The 25,338-nt window shown below is 35.2% G+C and carries 24 protein-coding genes; 14 read left to right on the top strand and 10 right to left on the bottom strand.

Annotated features, from left to right (window positions below):
- Positions 1-50 precede the first annotated feature (50 nt).
- Genes CA2559_RS05660 through CA2559_RS05670 form a run of 3 tightly spaced genes read left to right on the top strand, consistent with a single transcriptional unit; the run spans position 51 to position 2,826 of the window.
- Positions 51-578 carry a hypothetical protein gene (locus tag CA2559_RS05660; RefSeq protein WP_013186889.1) on the top strand — a complete coding sequence of 176 codons (528 nt, stop codon included), beginning with the start codon at positions 51-53 and terminating at the stop codon, positions 576-578.
- Positions 575-1,993, top strand: a complete 1,419-nt coding sequence (locus CA2559_RS05665) for a DUF5723 family protein (RefSeq protein ID WP_013186890.1) — start codon at positions 575-577, stop codon at positions 1,991-1,993. Before CA2559_RS05660 ends, CA2559_RS05665 begins: the two co-directional genes overlap by 4 nt.
- The gene (locus CA2559_RS05670) at positions 1,993-2,826 is read left to right on the top strand and encodes a hypothetical protein (protein WP_041240930.1); all 834 of its coding nucleotides are present in this window, start codon (positions 1,993-1,995) and stop codon (positions 2,824-2,826) included. The genes CA2559_RS05665 and CA2559_RS05670 overlap by 1 nt, the downstream gene beginning before the upstream one ends.
- On the opposite strand, the gene CA2559_RS05675 is transcribed toward CA2559_RS05670, so the two are convergent.
- On the bottom strand, positions 2,820-4,097 hold the full coding sequence (locus CA2559_RS05675; protein ID WP_013186892.1) for a replication-associated recombination protein A: 1,278 nt from the start codon (positions 4,095-4,097) through the stop codon (positions 2,820-2,822). The genes CA2559_RS05670 and CA2559_RS05675 overlap by 7 nt on opposite strands.
- 73 nt (positions 4,098-4,170) lie before the next feature.
- On the opposite strand from CA2559_RS05675, the gene CA2559_RS05680 reads away from it, so the two are divergent.
- Positions 4,171-4,902, top strand: coding sequence for a rhomboid family intramembrane serine protease (locus CA2559_RS05680; protein ID WP_013186893.1), 732 nt, complete (start codon positions 4,171-4,173; stop codon positions 4,900-4,902).
- Here the strand turns inward: CA2559_RS05680 and rlmB are convergent, their stop codons facing one another.
- From rlmB to CA2559_RS05720, 9 genes are all read right to left on the bottom strand, one after another.
- Positions 4,903-5,640 carry a 23S rRNA (guanosine(2251)-2'-O)-methyltransferase RlmB gene (gene rlmB, locus CA2559_RS05685; RefSeq protein ID WP_013186894.1) on the bottom strand — a complete coding sequence of 246 codons (738 nt, stop codon included), beginning with the start codon at positions 5,638-5,640 and terminating at the stop codon, positions 4,903-4,905. It abuts the gene before it with no gap.
- 67 nt (positions 5,641-5,707) lie between these two features.
- Positions 5,708-6,652 (bottom strand): hypothetical protein, encoded by a 945-nt coding sequence (locus CA2559_RS05690; RefSeq protein ID WP_013186895.1) that lies wholly within the window; start codon positions 6,650-6,652, stop codon positions 5,708-5,710.
- Positions 6,653-6,670: 18 nt separating this feature from the next.
- On the bottom strand, positions 6,671-7,540 hold the full coding sequence (locus CA2559_RS05695) for a hypothetical protein (RefSeq protein WP_148232782.1): 870 nt from the start codon (positions 7,538-7,540) through the stop codon (positions 6,671-6,673).
- A gap of 16 nt (positions 7,541-7,556) precedes the next feature.
- Positions 7,557-9,059, bottom strand: coding sequence for a SusD/RagB family nutrient-binding outer membrane lipoprotein (locus CA2559_RS05700; protein ID WP_013186897.1), 1,503 nt, complete (start codon positions 9,057-9,059; stop codon positions 7,557-7,559).
- A 17-nt stretch (positions 9,060-9,076) separates the two neighbouring features.
- Positions 9,077-12,154, bottom strand: coding sequence for a SusC/RagA family TonB-linked outer membrane protein (locus CA2559_RS05705; protein WP_013186898.1), 3,078 nt, complete (start codon positions 12,152-12,154; stop codon positions 9,077-9,079).
- A 202-nt stretch (positions 12,155-12,356) separates the two neighbouring features.
- Positions 12,357-13,742, bottom strand: a complete 1,386-nt coding sequence (locus CA2559_RS05710; RefSeq protein ID WP_013186899.1) for a RagB/SusD family nutrient uptake outer membrane protein — start codon at positions 13,740-13,742, stop codon at positions 12,357-12,359.
- Positions 13,743-13,759: 17 nt separating this feature from the next.
- Positions 13,760-16,537, bottom strand: a complete 2,778-nt coding sequence (locus CA2559_RS05715) for a SusC/RagA family TonB-linked outer membrane protein (protein ID WP_013186900.1) — start codon at positions 16,535-16,537, stop codon at positions 13,760-13,762.
- 12 nt (positions 16,538-16,549) lie between these two features.
- Positions 16,550-16,750, bottom strand: a complete 201-nt coding sequence (locus tag CA2559_RS13555) for a carboxypeptidase-like regulatory domain-containing protein (RefSeq protein ID WP_013186901.1) — start codon at positions 16,748-16,750, stop codon at positions 16,550-16,552.
- 107 nt (positions 16,751-16,857) lie between these two features.
- Positions 16,858-18,441 (bottom strand): BamA/TamA family outer membrane protein, encoded by a 1,584-nt coding sequence (locus CA2559_RS05720; RefSeq protein WP_148232783.1) that lies wholly within the window; start codon positions 18,439-18,441, stop codon positions 16,858-16,860.
- A gap of 289 nt (positions 18,442-18,730) precedes the next feature.
- On the opposite strand from CA2559_RS05720, the gene rpsL reads away from it, so the two are divergent.
- From rpsL to rplV, 10 genes are all read left to right on the top strand, one after another.
- Positions 18,731-19,105: a 30S ribosomal protein S12 gene (gene rpsL / locus CA2559_RS05725; RefSeq protein ID WP_006795815.1), complete on the top strand. Its 375-nt coding sequence runs from the start codon at positions 18,731-18,733 to the stop codon at positions 19,103-19,105.
- A gap of 28 nt (positions 19,106-19,133) precedes the next feature.
- Positions 19,134-19,610 carry a 30S ribosomal protein S7 gene (gene rpsG / locus CA2559_RS05730; RefSeq protein ID WP_013186903.1) on the top strand — a complete coding sequence of 159 codons (477 nt, stop codon included), beginning with the start codon at positions 19,134-19,136 and terminating at the stop codon, positions 19,608-19,610.
- Between the two features lie 9 nt (positions 19,611-19,619).
- Positions 19,620-21,758: an elongation factor G gene (fusA, locus tag CA2559_RS05735; protein ID WP_013186904.1), complete on the top strand. Its 2,139-nt coding sequence runs from the start codon at positions 19,620-19,622 to the stop codon at positions 21,756-21,758.
- An 11-nt stretch (positions 21,759-21,769) separates the two neighbouring features.
- Positions 21,770-22,075: a 30S ribosomal protein S10 gene (gene rpsJ / locus CA2559_RS05740; RefSeq protein ID WP_010181931.1), complete on the top strand. Its 306-nt coding sequence runs from the start codon at positions 21,770-21,772 to the stop codon at positions 22,073-22,075.
- A gap of 169 nt (positions 22,076-22,244) precedes the next feature.
- Positions 22,245-22,862, top strand: coding sequence for a 50S ribosomal protein L3 (gene rplC / locus CA2559_RS05745; RefSeq protein WP_013186905.1), 618 nt, complete (start codon positions 22,245-22,247; stop codon positions 22,860-22,862).
- Positions 22,862-23,488 (top strand): 50S ribosomal protein L4, encoded by a 627-nt coding sequence (gene rplD / locus CA2559_RS05750; RefSeq protein ID WP_013186906.1) that lies wholly within the window; start codon positions 22,862-22,864, stop codon positions 23,486-23,488. The genes rplC and rplD overlap by 1 nt, the downstream gene beginning before the upstream one ends.
- Before the next feature lie 9 nt (positions 23,489-23,497).
- Positions 23,498-23,788, top strand: a complete 291-nt coding sequence (gene rplW, locus CA2559_RS05755) for a 50S ribosomal protein L23 (protein ID WP_013186907.1) — start codon at positions 23,498-23,500, stop codon at positions 23,786-23,788.
- Positions 23,789-23,797: 9 nt separating this feature from the next.
- Entirely contained in the window at positions 23,798-24,637 is an 840-nt protein-coding gene (rplB, locus tag CA2559_RS05760; protein WP_013186908.1) for a 50S ribosomal protein L2, read from the top strand.
- Positions 24,638-24,640: 3 nt separating this feature from the next.
- Positions 24,641-24,919, top strand: coding sequence for a 30S ribosomal protein S19 (gene rpsS, locus CA2559_RS05765; RefSeq protein WP_013186909.1), 279 nt, complete (start codon positions 24,641-24,643; stop codon positions 24,917-24,919).
- 6 nt (positions 24,920-24,925) lie between these two features.
- Positions 24,926-25,333 carry a 50S ribosomal protein L22 gene (gene rplV / locus CA2559_RS05770; RefSeq protein WP_013186910.1) on the top strand — a complete coding sequence of 136 codons (408 nt, stop codon included), beginning with the start codon at positions 24,926-24,928 and terminating at the stop codon, positions 25,331-25,333.
- Positions 25,334-25,338 lie beyond the last annotated feature (5 nt).

Raw genomic sequence — 25,338 nt, forward strand, 5'->3', positions numbered from 1 at the left:
ATATATCTTGTTAAACTATGCTAAGGTCCCGTTACATCATAGTTTTGGTAATGTTATGTCTTTGTTTTAACCTCTCATCTTGTGTAGATGATGTAGATTTTGAACAAGGAGAAGCATTTACATTTTACCAAAACAATACAATCTCTCTAGTCTTTTTTGAGGTAGATGATTTAGATTTTACAAACCCAGTAAACAATGGTTACGTAACAGATGTAACTAGATTAGATTTTCTAGATGATGGCTTTATTCAAGAAAATTTAGTGGCGTTAGAGCTTTATATAGAATACAACAACACCTTTTCCCAAGACTTTAATACCACACTTACGTTTTTGTCTGAAGCAGATGAAGAAAAATATCCAATTAATTTTGTGATAAACGGAAGCCCAGACGGTACTGTAGAGCAAACTATACATATAGAGCAAGTGCCAGTAAATATGTTAGATAGCATAAGGCAATCTATTAAATTACAGGTTGAAATTGAGTTGATAGATAATGGTATGCCAATTCAAGGTGATTTAAGCTTAAGATCTAAAGCAGATTTTACTTTAGAAGTTGGAGGAGAAAGTACTGGCGGATGAAAAAATGTGTAATCCTACTTTGTTTATGTGTATTAAGTAGTTTTTTAACTGCTCAGAATAAGCAATTACTATATGGCGTAGATGGTTTACCGCAAACCTTAATGCTTAATCCAGGAAGTAATATTACTTTTAATAAACATATAGGGATTCCCTTTTTCTCTCAAATTCATGTAAATTTTGGTTCAACAGGCATTAATGCTTTCGATATTTTTGAAGACTCTCAAGTAGTTTCAATAAACCAAAGAATTTTAAACGTATTAAATAGAATTTCAACAAACGATTTTGTTGAGGTTAATCAGCAATTTGAAATACTATCCTTTGGCTGGCAAAACAATAAAAACTATTATTTTTCTGGTGGTCTATATCAAGAGGTAGATGCTATTTCTTACTTGCCTAAAAATTTTGCATTATTGGGTTACCAAGGTAATGCAGGAAGTAATATTGGCAAGCCCTTTTCATTTAACGAAATTAAAGCACAAGGTGAAGCAGTAGCTGTTTGGCATTTTGGGGTCAATAAAAAAGTTTCTAAAGACTTGAGATTGGGCGGTCGTTTTAAGATTTATTCAAGTCTTGTAGATTTTAGGAGCACAGATAATAAAGGAACATTTATTACAGAAGAAACCCCAAACGGTCCTAATTTTTACAAGCACTCATTATTAAATGCAAATGTAAAAATACAAACATCTGGGTATTCAGAATTAGATGATTTACCAGAAGGAAGTACACCAAAAGATGTTTTTGGTGTATTAGCTGGACGTTATTTTTTTGGAGGAAATCTAGGACTTGGCGTAGACTTAGGCTTAACGTATACTCTTAACGATGCGTGGTCTTTATCTGCAAGTGTGCTTGATTTGGGTTTTATTTCTCACACAAAAAATGTAGAGACTTATAGAGCTTCAGGAAGTTATGAACTTGATGGTATAGAGCTAGAGTTTCCTGAAAATAACAATGATCCTGCACCTCCATATTATCAACAACTTAGTGATGCTATTGAAGCTGCAGTACCAATTGATACATTAACAACTAATTATACAACATTAAGACCAGTAAAATTAAATGCAGGACTTAACTATGGCTTTAGCAATACTTATAGAGCTTGTAACTGTTATGCTACAGGAGATGAGCTTTATGATAACAATGTCGGTCTTCAGTTATATGCTGTAAAACGACCAAGAGCTTTTTCTGGAGCTGCTACTCTGTATTATGACAAACGTATTACAAATGGTTTAAGAGGTAAGCTTACCTATACTATAGACGCCTTTTCATACACTAATATAGGAGCTTTAATTGCGGTAACCGGTAAGACGTTTAATTTTTACATAGCTGCAGATAATTTATTGAGTTATAGAAATCTTGCCAAAGCAAACGCCTTATCTTTACAATTAGGTTTTCAATTTATTATAACTAAAAAGTGATGAAATATATCTTAAGCTTTATGTTCGTGTTTCTTAGCATGACATTAATTGCACAAACTTCTATAAATGATTATAAGTATGTAGTGGTTCCTAAATCTTACGAATTCTCACAAGAGCAGGACCAATACCAACTAAATTCGCTTTCAAAGTTTTTATTTGAGAAACACGGTTTTAATACTATCATGGAAGGTGATAATTATCCTACAGATCTTGCTGAAGATAGATGTTTGGCATTGTATGCTAACGCTATAGGTAATTCTGGATTATTTGTAACAAAAGTTAGTATAGAGCTGCTGGATTGTAATGGAGACCTTGTATATATTACAGACGAAGGAACAAGTAAGGATAAGCGTAAGGGACAAGCTTATATAATCTCTACAAGAGAAGCTTTTAAAAGCTTAGAAACCTTAAATTATTCTTATAACGAAGAAAAAACTTCAAACTCTAACAAAGATTCCACACCAAAGTTTACAGTTAAGGAGATTGCAGCTGAGCAAGATATAGATGTAAATGAACCTAAAGCGAATAAAGCAGAAAGTACGATTGCAGAAGAAAAAGTTGAAGTTGTAAAGCCTCTTGGAGTTACCAAATATAAACGAGGAGATTCTATAGTAAGCTTAATAAAGACAGATGGTGGTTTTGAATTAAGAGCTTCAAATTTAAACAACAAAATAATTGCTAGTTTATTAATTAGTGGCCAGGACAATGTGTTTCATTATTTAAAAGATATGAACACTAAGGGTATCGCATATTTTTCAATAAATGGTAACCTAAATATTGAGTATTTAGATTCAGACAATGTTTTGGTATCTCTTAGTTATGAGCTTCAATAGCTATAATGTGAAGACCAGCGTTGTTTTAAGAACTCTTTAATCCCAGACTCTCTTGCATTATTACCAGGCTTAAATAGTACTGTGCCTTTTAATTCCTCAGGTAAAAAATTAGCTTGAACAAAATTACCTTCATAGTCATGTGCATATTTATAGGACTTAGAATAGCCAAGCTCTTTCATAAGTTGTGTGGGCGCATTTCTAAGCTCTAATGGCACCGGTAAGTTTCCAGTTTGCTTTATTAAACTTTGCGCTTTCTTAATAGCCATATAACTCGCATTACTTTTAGCAGAAGTTGCTAAGTAAATAACACATTGACTTAGTATTATGCGGGCTTCAGGATAACCGATAGTAGTAACAGCTTGAAACGTATTATTAGCAATTACCAATGCTGTAGGGTTAGCATTACCTATATCTTCAGATGCTAAAATTATAAGGCGTCTTGCAATAAATTTTACATCTTCGCCGCCTTCAACCATTCTAGCAAGCCAATATACAGCCGCATTAGGATCACTTCCTCTAATAGATTTAATAAAGGCTGAAATTATGTCGTAATGTTGTTCTCCTGTTTTATCATACAGAACAGTATTTTGCTGCACATTTTTTAAAACAAAATCATTTGTGATTACAACTTTTTCTGATGCTGAGGTATTAACTAGAAGTTCAAATATATTAAGTAGCTTTCTAGCATCGCCACCACTAAGTCTTAATAATGCTTCTGTTTCTTTTAGTTCTATGTTCTTTTTAGAAATATAAGGATCTTCAATTATAGCTTTATTAATTAATTGTAATAGATCCTCTTTACTGAAAGGCTTTAAGACATAAACCTGACATCTAGATAATAGTGCAGGTATAACCTCGAAACTAGGGTTTTCTGTAGTTGCTCCTATTAATGTTACCCAACCCTTTTCTACAGCGCCTAAAAGAGAATCTTGTTGAGATTTACTAAATCTATGAATCTCATCTATAAATAATAAAGGGTTCTTACTACTAAACAAGCCATCACTCTTTTTAGCTTTTTCAATAACTTCCCTAACATCTTTTACACCACTATTTATTGCACTTAAGCTATAAAATGGGCGATCACTTTCATTAGCTATAATATTAGCTAATGTTGTCTTTCCGACGCCTGGTGGACCCCAAAAAATTAATGAGGGTAAAACGCCTGCTTTAATTTGTTTAGATAAAGAGCCGTCTTGTCCTACTAAATGCTTTTGGCTAATATAAGAATCTAAAGATTTTGGTCTTAACCGTTCTGCTAAAGGTGTATTCATAAACGCAAAAGTAAGTATTCGTGACATTATTACAGAATGTTTAAATTGGTAATACTTTTGCTAGTGTAACCTTATGAATAGAAACGGCCAACTTACTTTTTCACTATATACAATTCTTGTTCCATTAAGTTTTGTGCTACTAATGTGGGTGGTGTTTTGGTTTGAAATTAGATTTAATTTTAATTTCAATAATTTTGGAGTTCAGCCACAAACATTAAAGGGATTAAGAGGTATAATATTCTCACCATTTATACATAGTGATCTAAGTCACTTATGGCATAACACGTTACCCATTTTAATATTAGGTACAGCATTATTTTATTTTTATAGGTCCAAGGCTATAAAAATTATGATTTTTGGATTACTAATTACGGGACTTATAACTTGGCTAATAGCAAGACCATCTAATCACATTGGTGCTAGTGGTGTTATTTACTTTCTGAGTAGTTTCTTGTTTTTTAAGGGTATTTGGTCTAAACATTACAGATTAATTGCTCTGTCATTAGTTGTAATCTTTATTTACGGAAGTTTAATATGGGGTACTTTACCTAATGCAGTAGCAGAAAATGTTTCTTGGGAAGGTCACTTATCTGGATTATTAACTGGAATTTTTGGAGCTTTAATCTTTAAAGGAGTGTCTTTAAAAAAGGAAAAGTTTATTTGGGAAAAGCCAGATTACAATGAAGAAGAAGATGAGTTTATGTCACATTTTGATGAGTCTGGGAATTTTGTTGAAAAAACAGAAACAGAAGATGAAGACTTAGATATTGAGTACCATTATATAGAAAACAAAAAAGACAGTTAATTACTGTCTTTGTCTTATAGCTTCATAAAGAAATGCACCAGTAGCAACAGATACATTTAGAGATTCAATTTTACCCAATAGTGGTAGTTTAGCTTTGTAATCTACTATCTTTAAAACTGAAGGATTTATACCACGACCTTCACTACCCATTATTAAAGCATGAGAACCTGTTAAAGGTACATCGTATATTGTATTGTCTGTCTTTTCAGTAGCAGCTACAATCTTCACATCACAACTTTGTAAATAATAGATTGCATCTTTAATATGATCTACTTTACATATAGGAATATTAAAAATAGCTCCTGCCGATGTTTTTACTGCATCTGCAGTGATAGGAGCAGAGCCTGTTTTAGAAATTATAATAGCAGAAACACCAGTGCATTCTGCGGTTCTTACAATAGCACCAAAATTACGAGTATCTGATATTTGATCTAACATTAAAAAGATTGGAGACTCAATATCCTTTATTATTCTATTTATAGTTATTTCAAAATCCTGAAATGATATAGGTGCCACTTTAGCTACAGCACCTTGATGGTTCCTTCCTTTACTTAACTTTTCAATTTTAATTTCAGGAACATAAGAACTGCTTATTCTTTTAGATTTTATTAGTGATTCTAACTCCTTAAAAAGATCTCCTTCTAATTCTTTTTGAAGGTATACCTTTTCAATATCCTTACCGGCTTCAATAGCTTCAATAATTGCTCTTAATCCGTATATTTTAGTGTCTTCTGTCATAGGGTATAAAGATAAAAAAAAACACCTCTTAAAAAGAGGTGTTTTAGTATTATAAAAATGAGTGTAATTACTCAGCAGCAACTACGGTACCTTCTGCATCAGCAATAGTATAATTTCCGCCAGCTACGTTTATTGTAGCAGCTAAGAATAAACCATCGTTTAATCCAGCAGGAGCACTAGTTGGGCTATCTGAAGTATATACATTGTACTCTAAAGTTGTAGAGATTACACCTACTTTTCCTAAAGTTAACTTGAAAGGAATAGCAAATGGAGCAAGAGGAGTTTCACCTGGCGCTACATCATATAGATCTACAAATACTTGGTAATCACCATCAGCTAATTCACCAAAAGCATAGTTAACTTCTGGACAAGCTGCAGAACCTGCAACATAACCAACTGGATTAAGGAATAAATCGAAATCTACGTGATCACATAATCCTTCAGTTAAAGATTCTTCTTCATTATCTGCGTTTAAGAAACTGTAAGTAACATCACCTTCCCATTCAAGTAATGCACCAAAACTAGTGTTAGCTGCGTTGTTGATGTTAACAGTAATAGTAGAAGTAGATGGGTTTACAAAACTTTGACCACTTCCTGTACTTCTTAATTCAAAAACAACAGATTCGCTAGCATTAGTATCTAAATCGATAATAGCGCTTACTGGAATCTCGTGAGAAGTTTGTCCAGCAGGAATTACAATATCAAAAGATGGAGTTGCTCCAACACCATCATCTGGTGAGTTGAACGTTCCGTTTCCTGATACGTTATAATCTGCAACAACAGCATCACCACTTACTGGAGTTAGTACTAAATCAATTGGATCTCCAATTGCACGACTAACAGTAAGGTTAATGATTGCAGCATCTCCAGCTTCATCAATTGTGATGCTCTGGTTTACTACATTAACTTCTGGTTTGTTTGGATCTGGATAACTTTGATCGTCATCCATACAACCTACAGCAAAAATAGATAAAGCTGAAAGTAATAATATATTCTTAAATGTATTTTTCATGTTTTATGTTATGTTTTGTTATAGTCTTGTATAAGTTACATCGTGTCTTAATGGACCTGATCCAAAAGTAATGATGTAAGACATGTCAAAGTTTAATGTTTCTAAGTCAACTAATCCATCAGGACCATCTAAGTTAACACCGTAAACTTCGTTACTGTAAAATCCTTGAGCAAGACCTTGGTTAGGTACAAATACTTCACCACAAATAACTTCAAAGTTCATTGATGTATCTGGAGCAATAGTGTTTACACCCCAAAATCCAGTACTTTCAGTAAGGAATTGGTTTGGAGCAATCCACTCAATTACTTCGTTACCATTGTAGCTACCACCATCTTCTCTAGTTAACTGTACAAAATAGTCTGTGAAGTTATTATCCTCCTGAGCTAATTGAGAGTTACAACCAACAAACGTAATTGCAATTCTGCTATTACTAGCTGCAACTACAGCAGGAGCTCCAGTAGAATCTGCAGCAGTAAGATCTAAAACTAATCTTGTTGGCATTGTCTCATTAAGACCACCAGTGTTAATTAATAAATTAAATCTTCCAAAATCACTACCAGCTGGAATTGTTAAAGAACCGCTGTTATCAACAAAGTCAAACTCGACACCTTCTGTTGCAGAAGATAATTCAGTGTTTACAGTGTAAGATACTGTAATGTCCTGTGAAGGATCACTACCATCTTGACCACCGATTACAACTACGTTGTAACCAGCTTCAATAGGTCCTATATCCTCAAAATAACTTTCGTTTGCTACTTGTTGGCTAAATCCAATTGTGTATGGAGTGTTAGCTACTGCTTCTAAAGTCTCATCAGTATCATCTACTAAACAAGATGTAAACATCGTTGAGCAGAACACTGTAAGGGCTAAAAATTTTAAATTTTTCATATTGCTTTTTTTTTAATTAATTCTGTGTTGAATCCCAAAATATATACGTATTAAAAGCATCATCAGTTTCCTGTGCTGGCTTATTAGCAGCATTTGCGATAGATTCAGATGATGGGTATAATAAACGCGTTGGTTTTTTATCACGTTGCGCGTTGATTGCTAAAGGTACTTCTGGGAAGTTAGTTCTATTCATATCTATGAAAGATTCAATAGCATTAATTCCGTTAGTAGCAATCCACTTTTGAGTCATGATAGCTTCAATTTTGTTAGCACTACCATCCCAACCAATTTCATCAACTCCATCACTGTTAGTAATGTATGCTTCTGCTTGAGCTCCTATTCCTAATTGGTCAAAAGAACTTCTGATACCGTCTTGGAATAAACCTTTAGCATCTCCTGCGATATATCCTCTAAATACAGCTTCGGACTGTAAGAAAAAGCTTTCTGCTGCAGAAAATAATACACCATCTTGACTAGCATCAACTAAAAGACCTTCACCAAGTGGAGAAATTTCGTCTGGAACACTAGGATCATTACTATCAACACCTTGTTGTACACCTTGTACTTCACCATCAACCGGAGTATATAACTCGTTAATTCTTGGATCAAGAATACCAGTTAATGTACCATCTAAATATTGCTCAGCATAAAGAGAAGCAACGATAAAACGGTTAGAAGTTGTTTGAGAACCATCTACGTTAAATCCGTAAGTAGCATAGAAAGGATTTTGTCTTCCTGTATCGTTAGCATAACCTGGATTAATTGCAGCTGTAGTTGTGATGAAAGAAGCATCTTGTAATGCTTGGAACTGTGTTGCTAAATAAGAAGCAGTTTCTCCATCAGTTTCAGCTAATGTAGATTGTCTCATTAAGATACGTAACTTAAGAGTATTTGCAAAAGTTACCCAGTTTGTCATATTACCATTGTAAACAACATCTTCAGAACCTACAGGGTTTGTAAGGTCAGTATTATTGTCTATTAATGCTAATGCTTCATCAACTTCTGTAATTAATGCACGGTAAATTTCCATGTCATCATCATAAGTAGGAGTTGGGTTATCACCACCTTGGAAAGCTTCAGTATAAGGAGCATCACCGTAAAGGTCAACAACATATTGCATGTAGTAAGATTTCATAATCTTAGCAATAGCTTTGTGATTTTCGTAGTTTTCGAAATCTGCATCAATCATTGCTTGGAAATTAGCAACGTTTAAGTAGATACCATCCCAGATAAAGTTATAGAAAGTACTTGTAATAATTAATTGGTACTCTTCATTAAAACCACCTGTAAAGGCGTTAATGTTACCAGCCCAGTTGTTCATCATAACATTACCTAAACGGTTCATGTTATTAGATTGAGATGGGAATGAACCTGTCATAGCGCCAGCTAATATTAAGTCTGGTGTTACCTGAGATTCAATAGGATCGTTTAATGGATCATTGATGTCCAAGTAATCTTCACACGATTGGAATGTTCCAACGGCTAAGATTAATGTAAATAAATAAATTATTTTTTTCATGTTATTATGATATATGTTTAAAACTTAATGTTAAGGTTAAGACCGTAAGATCTTGTTACTGGGTATTGGTTGATAGCCGCTAAACCTTGACCGTTACCAGTTGTGTTAGAAGTTTCAGGGTCGTTATAACCTCTGTTTTCTTTTGGTAACACAGTAAATGGATTTCTAGCATTTACACCTACAGTTACAGCAGTAAGTGGTGTTTTAGCTAAATAATCTTGTGGTAAAGTATAAGTTAATGAAAGTTCTCTTACTTTGAAAGCTGTCGCATCTAAAACAAAGTTCTCAGTTACTGTGTAGTAATCGTTAGAGAAGTAGTTTAAGTAGTTAGAATACGTTGTTCCACCTGTAATTACGTTAGTGTTTTCTTCGAATACACCTGGAGAAGTTTCAATAGCAGAGTTAGGGTAGATAAAACCACCACGTCCGTTTTCAGCACTTTCGATTAAGTGACCAGACCAAGATAACCAAGATTTAGCACCTGACCAGAATTGGTGACCAGTTCTGTAATCAAATACACCTGCTAAACGGAAACCTTTATATTCAAAAGAAGTATTTAAACCAATGATATAATCAGGGTTTGAAGTACCTAAGTTAGTAAGGTCTGAAGATACTCTAGGAGTACCAGTAGTAGGATCAATTAACACTCTGCCTTGAGGATCTCTTAAGTAAGATGTTCCTTTAATAGTAGGGAATGTTTCTCCAACAACAGCAAATACACCAACTGGGTTAGCATTGTTTGGGAAAGATTGTAATGCAATCTCATCTGTATCATCACTAATCTTGATAACTTTTGTCTCGTTTGTAGAATAAGAAATTCTAGCATCCCAACGGAAGTTTTCAGTTTTGATAGGTGTAAATCCTAAGTCAATTTCAAAACCTCTTGTTTCAGTCTCACCAATGTTAATTCTCGAAGAACTAATACCAGATGCTGAAGACGTAGATGTATTAGCAATTTGGTTTGTGTTTTTAGAGAAATAGTAAGAACCGTCAAAAGTTAATCTATCTTTAAAGAAACCTAAGTTTAAGTTACCTTCATAAGACGTTACAAATTCAGGCTCTAATAATGGGTCTGTAATAGTTCTATCTTGTCTGAAAGAGTTTAACGTTCCGTAAGGATAGTTAGCAGCTTGTTCGAAAACAGGTACTGTTTCATAAGCTCCAATACTACCGTCGTTACCAACTTTTACAGCACTAACTGCAATCTTAGCGAAGTTTAATACATCACCTTTTAAGCTTGGGAATGCTTTAGTAGGAATGAAAGATATACCAGCACTTGGGTAAAAGAATGAATTGTTCTCTTTATCTAATGTAGATACGTAGTCATTACGACCTGTAACGTTTAAGAATAAGAAATCTTTATATCCAAAATCTAAGTTTGCAAAAAGACCCATACGACGAGATCTTAAGATAGTGTTAGATACTCTTGGTGTTCCAGTAATGTTATCTACATTGTAGAAACCAGGAATTGTTAAGTTATCTCCACCATTTGTAGATTGAGTAAATAAGTTATCCTGTAAGTTCTGACCGATGTTAGCACTAAACGTAATATCATCAGTAATGTTATAATCATTAAAGTTAATGATTAAATCACCGTAGTAGTTTCTCTGTGTATCTGCATAAGTATCAAAGCTAGAGATAGTAGTGTAATCTCCACCACCAATATTAGCAGTATCAACATCACCATTTACGTAGCTTAAACCACTTCTTTGACGAGTTCTGATGTTAGCGTTGTAACCAATACTAATATGATCGTTAAATTGGTAGCTTACGTTAGCAATACCACTAAAGATATCGTATCTGTCTGTTGTTCTTTCGTTATCTCTAATCCAATATGGAGATCTGTAGTAAGATGTCCAGTGTGTAGCGTTATTAGGCTCAGAAAATTCTTGTACTGGAATGTTAGTTGCAGTTTGAAGTAACTCTAAGTAAAGAGTACCTGTTGACTGTGTAGTTTTGCTAGTTAAATAAGTAGCATTACCTTCTAATGTCCAGTTTCCAATTTTCTTACCACCTTTAAAGTTGAATGTGTTTCTTTCTGAAACGTCATCTGCAATTACGAATTCTGTGTCTGTCTTGTTAGCAGATAAGAATACATAACCATCTTCTAAGTTACCAGCACTTAAAGATACAGTGTTTTGGAATGTACGTCCTGTTTGGAAAAATTCACTAATGTTATCACCTAAAGATACATAAGGGAAAAATCTGTAAGAACCATCTTCTTGAGGAAGACCAACTGGTTGTAATGAACCATCAAATTCTGGTCCCCAACCACCATTCTCGTAGTTTACGTGCTCTCCATTCCAACCTTGACCATATCTAGTCTGACGTTGTGGGATGTAAGCGATTTCTTCAAAAGAAGTTGCAGAGTTTACTGCTACAGTAAGCTTGTCTCCACCAGATCCTTTTTTAGTTGTAACGATAAATACACCGTTAGAACCTCTAGAACCGTAAAGTGCAGCACCGTTTGCACCTTTAATAATGTTAATATCCTCGATAATGTTAGGATCTAAAGCAGTAAGTACTTGAGATGAAGAAATTACACCATCAATTACAATTAAAGCTTGGTTGTCACCAGTTAAAGATCTGTTACCTCTCAAGTTAATACGTACATTTTGGTTTACACCACTGTTTGTAGTATTAATTTGAAGACCAGATACCTTACCAGCAAGACCTTGAGCTACGTTAGGGTTTTGTGCTTGAGTAAGTTCTTCACTCTTCACAACCTGGTTAGCAGTTGTAATCTCATCCTGCTTACGCTTAATACCTAAGGCAGTTACAACAACTTCGTCCAGTTCCTCACCAGCTTCAAGTTTAACATTAACTGTGTTACTTGCTCCTACAGTTTGATTTTGTGTAGTAAAACCAATGTAAGAAAATACTAAAATGTCTCCTGTAGACGCTGAGATAGAATAATTACCATCAAAGTCTGTTTGAGTACCATTTGAAGTACCTTGAATAATGACGTTTACACCTGGAAGCGGTAAGCCGCTACCATCGGTTACCGTACCGGTAATCGTCTTTGATTGTGCAAAGGTCATTTGCACCATAAACGCTAAGAATAGCGTTAAAATTCCACTAAATTTTGTTCTCATTTTATAATTTATTTGAATTAGCCAACGCCAAAAGTGCTAATAAAAACTTAAATATGCAATATATATTAGGAAAATATTAATTTTTTAAAATTTAGATTAAGCTTTACCAATCTTTCAGTTTATAAGTGGTTTCAATGAATTTTGTGTAATAAAAAACGCCACCCTTTTAAGGTGGCGTTAATTTTACTTTAAAAAGGTTTTGTTAATAACCTGGATTTTGCTCTAATCCACTTAAGTCAACTTCTCTTGCTGGAATAGGTAAAATAGTCTTGTTTTGACCTGGTGCAGACTCAGCCTCATTAGGCATGCCTGGACGTCTCAAGTTTAAACCGTTTCTTAAAAGATCCATTCTACGTTGTCCTTCAAATGCTAATTCTTTACGTCTTTCATTTAAGATCTGGTCTAGTGTTAAAGCACCTAATGGTGGTAAATTTGCTCTGTCTCTTAAGTCATTGATATCATCAAGTGGGGCGGCACCAATAGTACTTCCGTTTCTAAAGTTAGCTTCAGCTCTAGTTAAATATGCTTCAGTAACTCTTAAAACAGGTGCATTATCTGAGTTTGTGTTCCCATCAGGAAATTTACTTGTAAATAATCTGTCTTCACCTGAAGCAGACGTACCTGTTTGAGTAAGTGTGAACCTTAAATCACCAGCTTCTTCTTGGTAAGCTTCAATTAAATTATCAGTAAAAGGAGCGTCACCACGACCAGCTGGAGCAGGATTTGTTAAGCCTGAAAAACCTTGGCCACTATCTTGACCATCTGCAGGTGTGTTGACTAATGTGAAAAAGAACTCAGTTGATTGCGTATTGTAGAATGTATAGTTTGTAGCTAATACAAACTCATCGTTACTAATAGCATCATTTGCTAAAGTTGCTGCTTCGCCAAAACGCTCTTGGTATAAATAAAGACGCGCTAATAATAATTGCGCAGCACCAGTAGTAGCTCTTGAGTTGTCTGCATTTGTTAATGACGGTATAGCTTCTGTTAAATCCTGCTCAATTTGTGCGTGTATGTCATTAACTGTATTTCTTGGAGGATTTGCTTCTCCAGAAATTGAGAATGGTTCAGTAACTAAAGGAACAGCTAATGTAGTTCCGCCACCAACTTGTAATGGCTGACCAAATAAATTAACTAATTTAAAGTATACTAATGCACGCATAAATTTAGCTTCAGCAATCACTTGAGCACGCTCTTCTTCTGTGAAGTTTTCATCTTCAATTGTAGGAACGAATGCAATTACGTTGTTTGCTGCACCAATAACTTCATAGTTGTCATCATAAATGGCAAATATTGAAGTGTTGTCTGCTTGTGTTTCGTATGTTCTTATGTCGTTAAATGTTGGAAATGAGCCTACAAAATCAACATTATCTGCTTGCCACTCTGTAGCTAATGTAGATGTACCATTAAGAACATCGTCTTGTTGTGCAAAACTGTATACACCAACTAATGCTCCTTGAGCACCTGCTTCACTTGAAAATACTTGTTCTGTAGACTGGTCATCTTCAGGAAGTACATTCAATTCATCTTCGCAGCTTGTAAATGCTAAAGCTGTGATTAGAATAAATAAATATTTATATGTTTTCATGTCTTTTCTTTTTTCAATTAAAATGTTAGTGTTGCTCCGAATAAGAATGACTTAGACTGAGGTGGTGTAAAAAATGTTTCACCTTGTCCTAAAGCAGAGCTTGTGTCTGTAACTTCAGGATCAATACCTTCTAAGTTGTCTGCTTTTATAGTAAATAGGTTAGTAGCTGTTGCATAAAGTCTCACGCTTTTTACTAAACCAATTTTTTCCATAAATGTTTCTGGGATAGAGTATCCTAGAGTTACATTTTTCATTCTAAAATAAGAACCATCTCTTAACTGTAATGTTGATCTCTGATCGAATGTAGAGAATGTTGGGCTGTCAAAAGCAGGTACATATGCATTGTCACCTGGTTGTTGCCAAACGTCTAATAACGCTCTTCTGTTGTTGAAACTTCCTGAAGCTGCATTATCAGTAAACCTTAAACCGTCAATATAAATATCATTACCAACACTAAAGTTTGCTAATAAGTTAAGATCGAAGTTTTTGTATCTAAAGGTATTTGTAATACCACCAACAAAATCTGGGTTTGCATCTCCAACAACAACTCTATCGCTTGCAGTTGGTGTAGTTGTAACGTTCCCATCTCTATCTAACCATTCAGCATCTCCAGTTTGTGGGTTAACACCAACATATCTTATTAGATAAAATGTGTTTACAGACTCACCTACAATTGCTCTTTGAGATGCAGATCCAGCAACAAATTCTCTGCCTTGGTCATCTACTGCAGCACCTGGTAATGAATTAACTTTATTTTCATTAATACCAACATTTATACTAGTTGTCCATGTAAAGTTGTCATTTCTAACGTTATCAGTAGTTAAGCTGATATCAAATCCAGTGTTTTCAATCTCACCAATGTTTTCTGGTCTTGAATTTTGTCCTGGGAAAGCAGCAACTGATAATGGTACGTTTAATATAAGGTCTGATGTTACTTTGTTGTAGTAATCAACAGTTAAAGATATTCTATTGTTAAACAAAGATGTTGCAAAACCTAAGTCGTAAGATTTAGACTCTTCCCATCTTAAATCTGGGTTTCCAGGTGAATCTGGTGCTAAACCAGCAGAACCATTATATTGACCAATTACACCACCTTGGTATAATGCTAAAGAGCTAAAGTTACCAATCCTGTCATTACCTGTTGTACCATAACTTGCTCTAAGCTTTAGGTTGTTTAACCAATCAACATCTTCTAAAAATGCTTCTTCAGAGATGTTCCATCCACCGGCTACTGCGTAGAATGTACCAAACTGCTCATTAGCTCCAAATCGAGAAGATCCATCTCTTCTTAAAGATCCTTCTACTACATATTTGTTGTCGTAAGCATAGTTTACTCTTCCGAAATAACCTACTAATCTGTTTTCTGTTGCACCAGATGTAGTAGTTGTTTTTTCTGCAGCAGAAACTACGTTTATACTTGCGTCACTTACGAAACCAGTACCAGCTACTGTAGATGTTCTAATTTTGTTCTCTTCATAAGAGATACCAACTACTGCACCAACAGAGTGTACATCATTAAACGTTTTGTCAAAGTTTAAAGAGTTAGTTAAAAGAACTCTATTATCTTGAGCATAGCTGTTAGAAGCTGAGCCACCAGGAGTGTTAATGTCAAAAGAACGTTGCTGCTCCTCAATTAAAACTCTATCTACACCAAATTTTGAAGTAAAACTTAAGTAATCTGTAATTCCGGCAGTTGCGAAAAAGTTACCTGTTAATCTCGATTGATCAGATTTGTTGATGTCTAAAGATTCAATTGCTATTGTGTTTGCAATAAAGCCAGTGTTTACAAACTGTCCATTTTCATCTCTTGGTTCAACCCAAGGTCTTATTAAATAAGCAGATGTAAGTGGAGCAAACGTACTGTTCTCTGCACCTACTCTGTCAAATTCGTTTAAACTAACACCAATGTTTGCACCTACATCCAACCAATCATTAGCTTCGTGGTTAATGTTTATACGGCCAGCAGTTCTTTTAAGTCCGTTTCCAATAATAAATCCTTCTTCATTTTTAAAGTTTGTACTAATAAAGAATGAAGTTTTTTCACTACCACCACTTACAGAGGCATCTATATTTTTAGAGATTCCAGTTCTTGTAACACCATCTACCCAATCAAAATCACCTTGAGGTAAGTCGTCTGGAGAAGTTACTCCTGCGAAGTAACCTGCATCAACTGCATATTGTCTAAACTCGTCTGCAGTCATCATATCAAATGTGTCTGTAGATTCGCTGAAAGCAGTATTCATATTTAATGTTACTCTAGTATCTTGCCCTTTCTTACCAGTCTTAGTTGTAATTAATACAACACCATTAGATCCTCTTGATCCGTATACAGCAGTTGCCGATGCATCTTTTAGTACTGAGATAGATGCAATATCATTAGGGTTTATGTTTGCTAAAGGGTTAAGTCCTTGGTTCGCACCTTGGTTTGATGTAAGGTCTGTATCATTTAATGGTACACCGTCTACAACAAATAAAGGTCTAGCTCCAGATGAAACTGATGCAACACCACGAATTTTAATTGTTGGAGCAGCTCCAAGAACACCAGAAGATTGTACTACTTGTACACCAGCTGCCTGGCCTTGAATCAATTCTTGAGGAGAATTTGCGGGAATGTCTCTTAAAGCCTCTTCGTCTACCACAGAAACACTTTGTATAAGCTTACGCTTATTTTGTTGTCCAAATGCTACAACTACTACTTCGTCTAGCTCTGCTGTGCTTTCTGCAAGGGTAACGTTAATGTTGGTTTTGCTTCCTACAAGCTGTTCTTGTGTTTTGAAACCAATAAAAGAGTACACTAAAGTACTTGTTTAGCTTGCGTTGATAGAATAATTTCCATCGAAATCTGTTTGGGTTCCATTAGAGGTCCCTTTTACAATAATTGTAACACCTGGTAGTGGTAAGCCAGAATTATCTGTAACCACACCTGTTACGGTTTTGTCCTGTGCAAAAGAAAATTGCACGACAAACGCTAGGATTAGCGTTAAAATTCCACTAAACTTTGTTTTCATCTTATAATTTATTTGAATTAGCCGGCACGAAACTCAGCAATAAACCTAATAATTGCAATGTTTATGAACACTATTATTTGCTTTTAACATATTTTAACATTTGTTGGTTAAAATTTTGTAAAAAAGCTTAGGTGTACTTTCGTGTTGTCGAATTTAAATGACTGATCGCTTGTTTTTCCATTAGCAAAAACAACTTTTAATAAACCCGAATTGGTGTAAAGCCCTAAACCAAAACCAATACTCACGAGTTGCTGCTTTATGCCTAACACATCATTTTCATAATAAGCATAATCTAACACAGAGTGCGTATAAAGATTTGGAGATAAGATATAGCGAAATTCAGACTGAAATGAATTTAAAAGAGATGCATCTATACTATTTTCTTCAAATCCTCTAATTGATTGAATGCCTCCAAACCTAAACAGTTCATTTGTTATGTAGTTTTCTGTTAATAGTATTGAAGCGTAGTTTTTTGCAAACAAATAACTTCTGTCACTAAGTTGATAATTGTATTGAGAATTAATAGAACCTCTAACTTGGGTGTCCTCTAGCAATTCGGTAGATCTTTTCCCCACTAAACTGTTTAGGCTAACGTGAAATGTAGTCGGGAATAGCTTGTTGGATGAAAGTTGTTCTGTTTTACCTCCAAAATCTACGTAGTTAGAAGTGTAGTCTACAATGGTGGTACCTGCAATTGGTTCCTCTTCAAGGTTGCTGGATGTTGTTCCTTTGTAGCCTAAATAAATATTAGAGTTATTGGTGATTTGATAATTTAGTCGCGCATTTTGGTCAACAGTAACAAACGTAGAATCTCTTTTGAATATTTCAAGGTCTAACAATAAGCCCATTGGAGTCTTGAGTAAATATGGAAGATTAATGCCAGATTTAAATTGTACTTGTTCCCTTCCGTCAGACTTATAGGTTAGATTAAGAGATTCTCCAAAATCTAAATTATTAGTAAGATTTAAATCTAGGTACCCATTAAATTCAAGATTGCCAGTTTCTGCATTATTTGAAAAGCCTAAAAACCCATCAAATGAATTAGATTTTTTCTTCTCTATATATAAATAGACACTAGTGGAATCTTTAGTGAATAGAATTTCAGGATCTTTTTTAGTAGTCGCAAAACTTAAATTGTCTAACTGTTTAGATTTTCGCTTTAATGTTTCTCTATTAAAAGGTTGTTTAACTTTTAGCCTTGCGCCATACCTTATAAATGAATTAGGAAATTTTTCATAACCATTTATAATTATCTTATCAATTGTTCTTTGTTTAGTACTTTCTAGACTTAAATCTGCATAAAGTGATGTTTTGTTAATTTTTATGTTTTTTAAGCTTAGTGAGCTAAATGGAGATTCAGAGTTTGCTTGTAAATTATTTAGATAGTTTAATATGCTTTGCGTTTTGCTTATAGGTATTTTTATTCTTGACTCTTTAGCGTTTGGGTCTACAGATTTTAGTTGTTTCAGGGTGAATGTGGATTGTGGAATATCAATAAATATTGAATCTACCTGTTTTCCTAAGTTTAAAGTGCTTTCAAAAATACTGTCGTTAACCTTTTGTATAGGTGTTGCCTTCAGATTTATAAATCCTTTATTTTGAAGATTGTTGAAAATAGAGTCAATTGATGAAGAAAGCTTTGAAAAGTTTTTGAATCTTTTCAGTGCTAATGAGTTGTCTAAATGTTTCAAATTTAAAGTATCCTCAACTTTAATTTGAAGTTTTAGGTCTTGTGAAAAAACATTACTAAAATTTAGTAGGTATATATTAAGGACAATAAAAACTATTCTCTTCAATGCTGATTTATTTTCTGAATATAAATAACGTTATTATAAGGTAATTTATGCGAGTTGAGAAAGCTTTTTAAAACTGCTGAAGAAAATTAATGTCTTATCGTTTGATTTACTGAAAAATAGTACTACATTTGCCAACCCTAAAAATAGGGATATTTTATTTTTAATAATTAGTGTATAGAATAATATGCCAACAATTTCACAATTAGTACGAAAAGGAAGAGCCAAAATTACCAAGAAGAGTAAATCGGCTGCTTTAGATTCGTGTCCTCAGAGACGTGGAGTATGTACGCGTGTTTACACAACTACACCAAAGAAACCAAACTCTGCAATGCGTAAAGTAGCGCGTGTACGTTTGACTAATGGTAAGGAAGTAAACGCATACATTCCAGGTGAGGGTCACAATCTTCAAGAGCACTCGATAGTATTGGTAAGAGGTGGAAGGGTAAAAGATTTGCCAGGAGTTAGATACCACATTGTTCGTGGAGCCTTGGATACCGCAGGTGTCGCAGGAAGAACGCAACGTCGATCTAAGTATGGTGCAAAACGCCCAAAGAAGTAAAACAAAAAACTTTTTTTAAAGAGAAGACATGAGAAAAAGACAGGCAAAAAAGAGACCTCTTTTACCAGATCCAAAATTTAATGATCAGTTAGTGACTCGTTTCGTTAACATGATGATGTGGGATGGTAAAAAATCTGTAGCGTTTAAGATTTTCTACGACGCAATGGAGGTAGTAGAGGAAAAAAAGCAGGATGACGAAAAATCTGCTTTAGAAGTATGGAAAGAAGCGTTATCAAATGTGATGCCTCACGTAGAAGTGAGAAGTCGTCGTGTTGGTGGTGCAACATTTCAGATACCAATGCAAATACGTCCAGACCGTAAGGTGTCAACTGCAATGAAGTGGTTAATATCTTTCGCTCGTAAGCGTAATGAAAAATCTATGGCCAATAAGCTTGCTGCAGAAATTCTTGCAGCTGCAAAAGAAGAAGGTGCTGCCGTTAAAAAGCGTACAGACACTCACAAAATGGCGGAAGCAAACAAAGCATTCTCTCACTTTAGATTCTAAAAAACCAAAATGGCACAAAGAGATTTAAAATATACAAGAAATATAGGAATTGCTGCTCATATTGATGCTGGTAAAACAACAACAACAGAGCGTGTTCTTTTTTATACAGGTGTAAGTCATAAAATTGGAGAAGTACATGATGGTGCTGCTACAATGGACTGGATGGAGCAAGAGCAGGAGCGTGGTATTACCATTACATCTGCTGCTACAACATGTACTTGGAATTTTCCAAGACATCAAGGGCAAGATCTTCCAGATACAAAGCCTTATCACTTTAATATTATTGATACTCCAGGTCACGTAGACTTTACAGTAGAGGTAAACCGTTCATTAAGAGTTCTTGATGGTTTGGTATTCCTTTTTTCAGCAGTTGATGGTGTTGAGCCACAATCTGAAACTAACTGGAGATTAGCAGATAACTACAAAGTACCACGTATTGGGTTTGTTAATAAAATGGACCGTCAAGGATCTAACTTCTTGGCAGTTTGTCAGCAGGTACGTGATATGTTAAAGTCTAACGCTGTGCCAATTGTATTGCCAATTGGTGAAGAGATGGACTTTAAAGGTATTGTAGATTTAGTGTCTAACAAAGCAATTGTATGGCACGATGAAACTCAAGGAGCTACTTTCGATGAGATTGAGATTCCTGAGGATATGAAAGAAGAAGTAAAAAAATACAGAGCTGAGCTAATTGAAGCTGTTGCTGAGTATGATGAGGAGTTAATGGAGAAATTCTTTGAAGATGAAGACTCTATTACAGAAGATGAAGTTCACGCAGCATTGCGTGAAGCGGTAATGGATATGGCTATCATACCAATGATATGTGGTTCTGCATTTAAGAATAAAGGTGTACAGTTCTTGTTAGATGGTGTATGTCGTTACTTGCCTTCTCCAGTAGATAAGGAAGGTATTGTAGGTGTAAATCCAGATACAGAAAAAGAAGAACTTCGTAAGCCAGATGTTAAGGCGCCATTTGCTGCTTTAGCATTTAAGATTGCTACAGATCCTTTCGTAGGACGTTTAGCATTCTTCCGTTCTTATTCAGGACGTTTAGATGCTGGTTCTTATGTATTGAATAACCGTTCTGGTAAAAAAGAACGTATTTCTAGAATATATCAGATGCACTCTAATAAGCAAAACGCAATCGATTTTATCGAAGCTGGAGATATTGGAGCGGCTGTAGGATTTAAAGATATTAAAACAGGTGATACGTTATCTGCAGAAGATGCGCCTATCGTTTTAGAATCTATGGACTTTCCAGATCCTGTAATTGGTATCGCGGTTGAGCCTAAAACTAAGGCAGATGTTGATAAATTAGGTATGGCTTTAGCTAAATTAGCTGAAGAAGATCCAACATTCCAAGTAAGAACAGATGAGGCTTCAGGTCAAACTGTTATTTCTGGAATGGGAGAGTTACACCTAGATATTATTGTAGATCGTCTTAAAAGAGAATTTAAGGTAGAAGTAAGTCAAGGTCAGCCTCAGGTAGAGTACAAAGAAGCTGTTACAAGAGCTAACGAGCACAGAGAGGTTTATAAGAAGCAATCTGGTGGTCGTGGTAAATTTGCTGACATTGTTTTTGAAATGGGTCCTGTAGATTCAGATTTTGAAGGCGAAGGCTTACAGTTTGTAGATCAAATTAAAGGTGGTCGTATTCCTAAGGAGTTCATACCATCTGTACAAAAAGGATTTACTGAAGCAATGAAGTCTGGACCACTAGCTGGTTTCCAAATGGATACTTTAAAAGTAACACTTAAAGATGGATCTTTCCACCCTGTGGATTCTGATCAACTTTCTTTTGAGTTGGCTGCAAAAATGGGTTATAAAGCTGCGTCTAAAGGTGCAGGTTCTGTTATCCTTGAGCCAATTATGAAGCTTGAAGTTATTACTCCAGAAGAAAATATGGGTGATATCGTAGGTGACCTTAACCGTCGTCGTGGTCAAGTAAGTGATATGTCTGATAGAGCAGGAGCTAAAGTTGTAAAAGCAACAGTACCATTATCTGAAATGTTTGGTTATGTAACTACATTAAGAACATTATCATCTGGTCGTGCTACATCAACTATGGAATTCTCTCACTACGATCAAACACCTTCAAACATATCTGAAGAAGTTATCGCAGCAACTAAAGGAACAGCAAACGACTAATATCAAGGAAAATGAGTCAGAAAATCAGAATAAAATTAAAGTCTTACGATCACAACTTGGTAGATAAATCAGCTGAGAAGATTGTAAAAACGGTAAAAAGTACAGGAGCTGTAGTAACAGGGCCAATTCCTTTACCTACACATAAAAAAATATTTACAGTATTGCGTTCACCGCACGTAAATAAAAAGTCTAGAGAGCAATTTCAGTTAAGCTCTTATAAAAGACTGTTAGATATTTATAGCTCTTCATCTAAAACTATTGATGCTCTTATGAAATTAGAGCTTCCTAGTGGAGTTGAAGTAGAGATAAAAGTTTAACTTTTATGTCAAAAGAGTTTGAGTAACTCTTTAACATGTCCCAAGCTTGTTAGCAAGGGAAAAACGGAATCAAAAAAAATCAACAGGGTTGAAGTTTTTTGACCCTGTTGTTTTATTAGAAGGAAAGTCCTTCAAATTAATAAGTAATAGTAATTTATAATTAATAAATATGTCTGGGTTAATAGGAAAGAAAATCGGCATGACCAGCATTTTTGACGAAAACGGGAAGAATATTCCTTGTACTGTCATTCAAGCTGGACCTTGTGTCGTTACCCAAGTCAGAACCTCTGAGGTTGACGGGTACAAAGCTCTTCAACTTGGTTTCGATGACAAGGCAGATAAACGTGCATCTAATGCGGCTGTAGGCCACTTTAAGAAAGCAGGAACATCGCCTAAGTACAAAGTCGCGGAATTCAAGAAATTTGAAGATGATTTCAATTTAGGTGACAGTGTAACTGTCGAAATGTTTAAAGAAGGCGAGTTCGTTGATGTTTCCGGTACCTCTAAAGGTAAAGGATTTCAAGGTGTTGTAAAGCGTCACGGTTTTGGTGGTGTTGGTCAAGCAACTCACGGTCAACATAACCGTTTAAGAGCTCCTGGTTCTATTGGTGCGGCTTCTTACCCTGCAAGAGTTTTCAAGGGTATGAAAATGGCTGGCCAAATGGGTAACGAGAAAGTTAAAGTTCAAAATTTAAGAGTACTTAAAGTTGTTGCAGACAAAAACCTTATAGTAGTTAAAGGTGCTGTTCCTGGACACAAGAACTCTTATGTAACGATTCAGAAGTAATGGAGATAGCAGTTTTAGATATCAAAGGAAAAGAAATAGGTAGAAAGGTTACTCTTTCTGACGCTGTTTTCGGTATTGAGCCAAATGAACATGCTGTTTACCTAGATGTAAAGCAACACTTAGCTAACAAGCGTCAAGGTACGCATAAAGCTAAAGAACGTGCTGAAATCGCTGGTAGTACACGCAAAATCAAGAAACAAAAAGGAACTGGTACAGCACGTGCAGGTAGTATTAAATCTCCTGTATTTAGAGGTGGTGGACGTATTTTTGGTCCAAGACCAAGAAATTACAGTTTCAAATTAAATAAGAAACAGAAGCAATTAGCGCGTAGATCTGCGTTATCACAAAAAGCTCAAGACAATGCAATTGTAATTGTTGAGAATTTTTCATTTGACGCTCCAAAGACTAAAAACTATATTGATTTCTTAACTAATTTAGGGATAGAAAACAATAAATCGCTGATAGTCTTGGGAGATACAAATAAAAACGTATATTTGTCTTCGCGAAATTTTAAAGGCTCTAATGTCGTAACTGTTTCAGAATTAAACACTTACAAAATAATGAATTCTCAAAGTTTAGTGCTTTTAGAAGGTTCATTAGAAGAAATTGAGTCAAACTTAAGTTAAACAATCGTCATGAGCATCTTGATAAAACCAATTATTACAGAAAAGGCGACCCGTTTAAGTGAGCTAGAAAATAGCTTTACTTTTGAGGTTGCTAAGACGGCAAACAGAATCCAGATTAAGGAAGCTGTTGAAAGTACTTATGGCGTTAATGTAGACCAAGTAAGAACTTTAAATGTACGTCCAGACCGCAGAACGCGATATACCAAAACTGGTATCGTGACTGGTAAAACTTCAGCTTATAAAAAAGCAGTAGTTAAGGTTGCAGACGGAGATACAATAGATTTATATAGCAATCTTTAAGACTAAAAAATGTCAGTAAGAAAATTAAAACCAATAACACCAGGACAGCGTTTTAGAGTTGTTAACGGAAATGATGCCGTAACAACTGATAAGCCGGAAAAAAGCCTTTTGGCTCCGAGAAAAAGATCTGGTGGTAGAAACAATTCTGGTCGTATGACCATGCGTTACCGTGGTGGTGGTGCAAAAAGACGTTACCGTATCATTGATTTTAAACGTAATAAGTTTGATCAAGCTGGTACAGTAGAATCAATTCAGTATGACCCTAACAGAACAGCATTTATTGCTTTGTTGAGTTATGCAGATGGTGAGAAAAGATATATCATTGCGCAAAACGGACTAGAAGTTGGGCAAGAGGTAATTTCAAGTCAAGATTTCTTGGCTCCAGAAATTGGAAACTCTATGCCGTTATCTTCAATTCCTTTAGGTACTGTAATTTCTTGTATAGAATTACATCCTGGTCAAGGAGCTGTTATGGCTCGTAGTGCTGGTACTTTTGCTCAGTTAATGGCAAGAGATGGTAAGTATGCAACTGTTAAGTTGCCATCTGGAGAGGTTAGAATGATTTTGTCTGTTTGTAAAGCTACAATAGGAGCGGTATCTAACTCTGATCATCAGTTAATTGTATCTGGTAAAGCAGGTCGTTCAAGATGGTTGGGTAGAAGACCAAGAACTCGTCCAGTAGTGATGAACCCAGTTGATCACCCAATGGGTGGTGGTGAAGGTAAATCTTCTGGAGGACACCCAAGATCACGTAATGGTATACCTGCAAAAGGCTATAAGACACGTTACAAGAAGAAAGCGAGTAACAGATTTATCGTTGAACGCAGAAAAACTAGAAAGAAAAAATAAGATATGGCACGTTCATTAAAAAAAGGACCTTACGTTCACTATAAATTAGAGAGAAAGGTAGCTCAAAATGTGGATAGCGGTAAAAAGACAGTTATTAAGACTTGGTCTAGAGCCTCTATGATAACTCCAGATTTTGTAGGACAAACTATAGGAGTACATAATGGGAAGCAATTTATACCTGTTTATGTTACTGAGAATATGGTAGGTCATAAGCTTGGAGAATTTTCACCAACACGTTCTTTTAGAGGACACGTAGGTGCGAAAAATAAAGGAAAAAAATAATAGGCTATGGGAGTTCGTAAAAGAGAAAGAGCAGAGCAAATGAAAGAGGCTAAGAAAAGCTTAGCTATTGCAAAGTTGAATAACTGCCCTACATCACCTCGTAAAATGAGAATCGTTGCAGATTTAGTTAGAGGTAAAGATGTAGAACAAGCACTATATATTTTGAAGTTTAACAGTAAGGAAGCTTCAAGAAGATTAGAGAAATTATTACTTTCTGCCATTTCAAATTGGCAAGCAAAGAATGAGGATGCTAGTGTAGAAGAGGCTGAGTTATTTGTACAAGAGATTAGAGTGGATGGTGGTAGTATGTTAAAAAGACTACGTCCAGCACCACAAGGTCGTGCACATAGAATAAGAAAACGCTCAAACCACGTTACAATGGTTGTAGGAGCTAAAAATAATACACAAAGCTAAGTTAG

Source organism: Croceibacter atlanticus HTCC2559, assembly GCF_000196315.1.
GTDB lineage: Bacteria > Bacteroidota > Bacteroidia > Flavobacteriales > Flavobacteriaceae > Croceibacter > Croceibacter atlanticus.

Bases quoted from the DNA above. Each gene is read 5' to 3' on its own strand.
- CA2559_RS05660 (WP_013186889.1), top strand. From the start codon at position 51: ATGTTATGTCTTTGTTTTAACCTCTCATCTTGTGTAGATGATGTAGAT.
- CA2559_RS05665 (WP_013186890.1), top strand. From the start codon at position 575: ATGAAAAAATGTGTAATCCTACTTTGTTTATGTGTATTAAGTAGTTTT.
- CA2559_RS05670 (WP_041240930.1), top strand. From the start codon at position 1,993: ATGAAATATATCTTAAGCTTTATGTTCGTGTTTCTTAGCATGACATTA.
- CA2559_RS05675 (WP_013186892.1), bottom strand. From the start codon at position 4,097: ATGAATACACCTTTAGCAGAACGGTTAAGACCAAAATCTTTAGATTCT.
- CA2559_RS05680 (WP_013186893.1), top strand. From the start codon at position 4,171: ATGAATAGAAACGGCCAACTTACTTTTTCACTATATACAATTCTTGTT.
- rlmB (WP_013186894.1), bottom strand. From the start codon at position 5,640: ATGACAGAAGACACTAAAATATACGGATTAAGAGCAATTATTGAAGCT.
- CA2559_RS05690 (WP_013186895.1), bottom strand. From the start codon at position 6,652: ATGAAAAATACATTTAAGAATATATTATTACTTTCAGCTTTATCTATT.
- CA2559_RS05695 (WP_148232782.1), bottom strand. From the start codon at position 7,540: ATGAAAAATTTAAAATTTTTAGCCCTTACAGTGTTCTGCTCAACGATG.
- CA2559_RS05700 (WP_013186897.1), bottom strand. From the start codon at position 9,059: ATGAAAAAAATAATTTATTTATTTACATTAATCTTAGCCGTTGGAACA.
- CA2559_RS05705 (WP_013186898.1), bottom strand. From the start codon at position 12,154: ATGAGAACAAAATTTAGTGGAATTTTAACGCTATTCTTAGCGTTTATG.
- CA2559_RS05710 (WP_013186899.1), bottom strand. From the start codon at position 13,742: ATGAAAACATATAAATATTTATTTATTCTAATCACAGCTTTAGCATTT.
- CA2559_RS13555 (WP_013186901.1), bottom strand. From the start codon at position 16,750: ATGAAAACAAAGTTTAGTGGAATTTTAACGCTAATCCTAGCGTTTGTC.
- rpsL (WP_006795815.1), top strand. From the start codon at position 18,731: ATGCCAACAATTTCACAATTAGTACGAAAAGGAAGAGCCAAAATTACC.
- rpsG (WP_013186903.1), top strand. From the start codon at position 19,134: ATGAGAAAAAGACAGGCAAAAAAGAGACCTCTTTTACCAGATCCAAAA.
- fusA (WP_013186904.1), top strand. From the start codon at position 19,620: ATGGCACAAAGAGATTTAAAATATACAAGAAATATAGGAATTGCTGCT.
- rpsJ (WP_010181931.1), top strand. From the start codon at position 21,770: ATGAGTCAGAAAATCAGAATAAAATTAAAGTCTTACGATCACAACTTG.
- rplC (WP_013186905.1), top strand. From the start codon at position 22,245: ATGTCTGGGTTAATAGGAAAGAAAATCGGCATGACCAGCATTTTTGAC.
- rplD (WP_013186906.1), top strand. From the start codon at position 22,862: ATGGAGATAGCAGTTTTAGATATCAAAGGAAAAGAAATAGGTAGAAAG.
- rplW (WP_013186907.1), top strand. From the start codon at position 23,498: ATGAGCATCTTGATAAAACCAATTATTACAGAAAAGGCGACCCGTTTA.
- rplB (WP_013186908.1), top strand. From the start codon at position 23,798: ATGTCAGTAAGAAAATTAAAACCAATAACACCAGGACAGCGTTTTAGA.
- rpsS (WP_013186909.1), top strand. From the start codon at position 24,641: ATGGCACGTTCATTAAAAAAAGGACCTTACGTTCACTATAAATTAGAG.
- rplV (WP_013186910.1), top strand. From the start codon at position 24,926: ATGGGAGTTCGTAAAAGAGAAAGAGCAGAGCAAATGAAAGAGGCTAAG.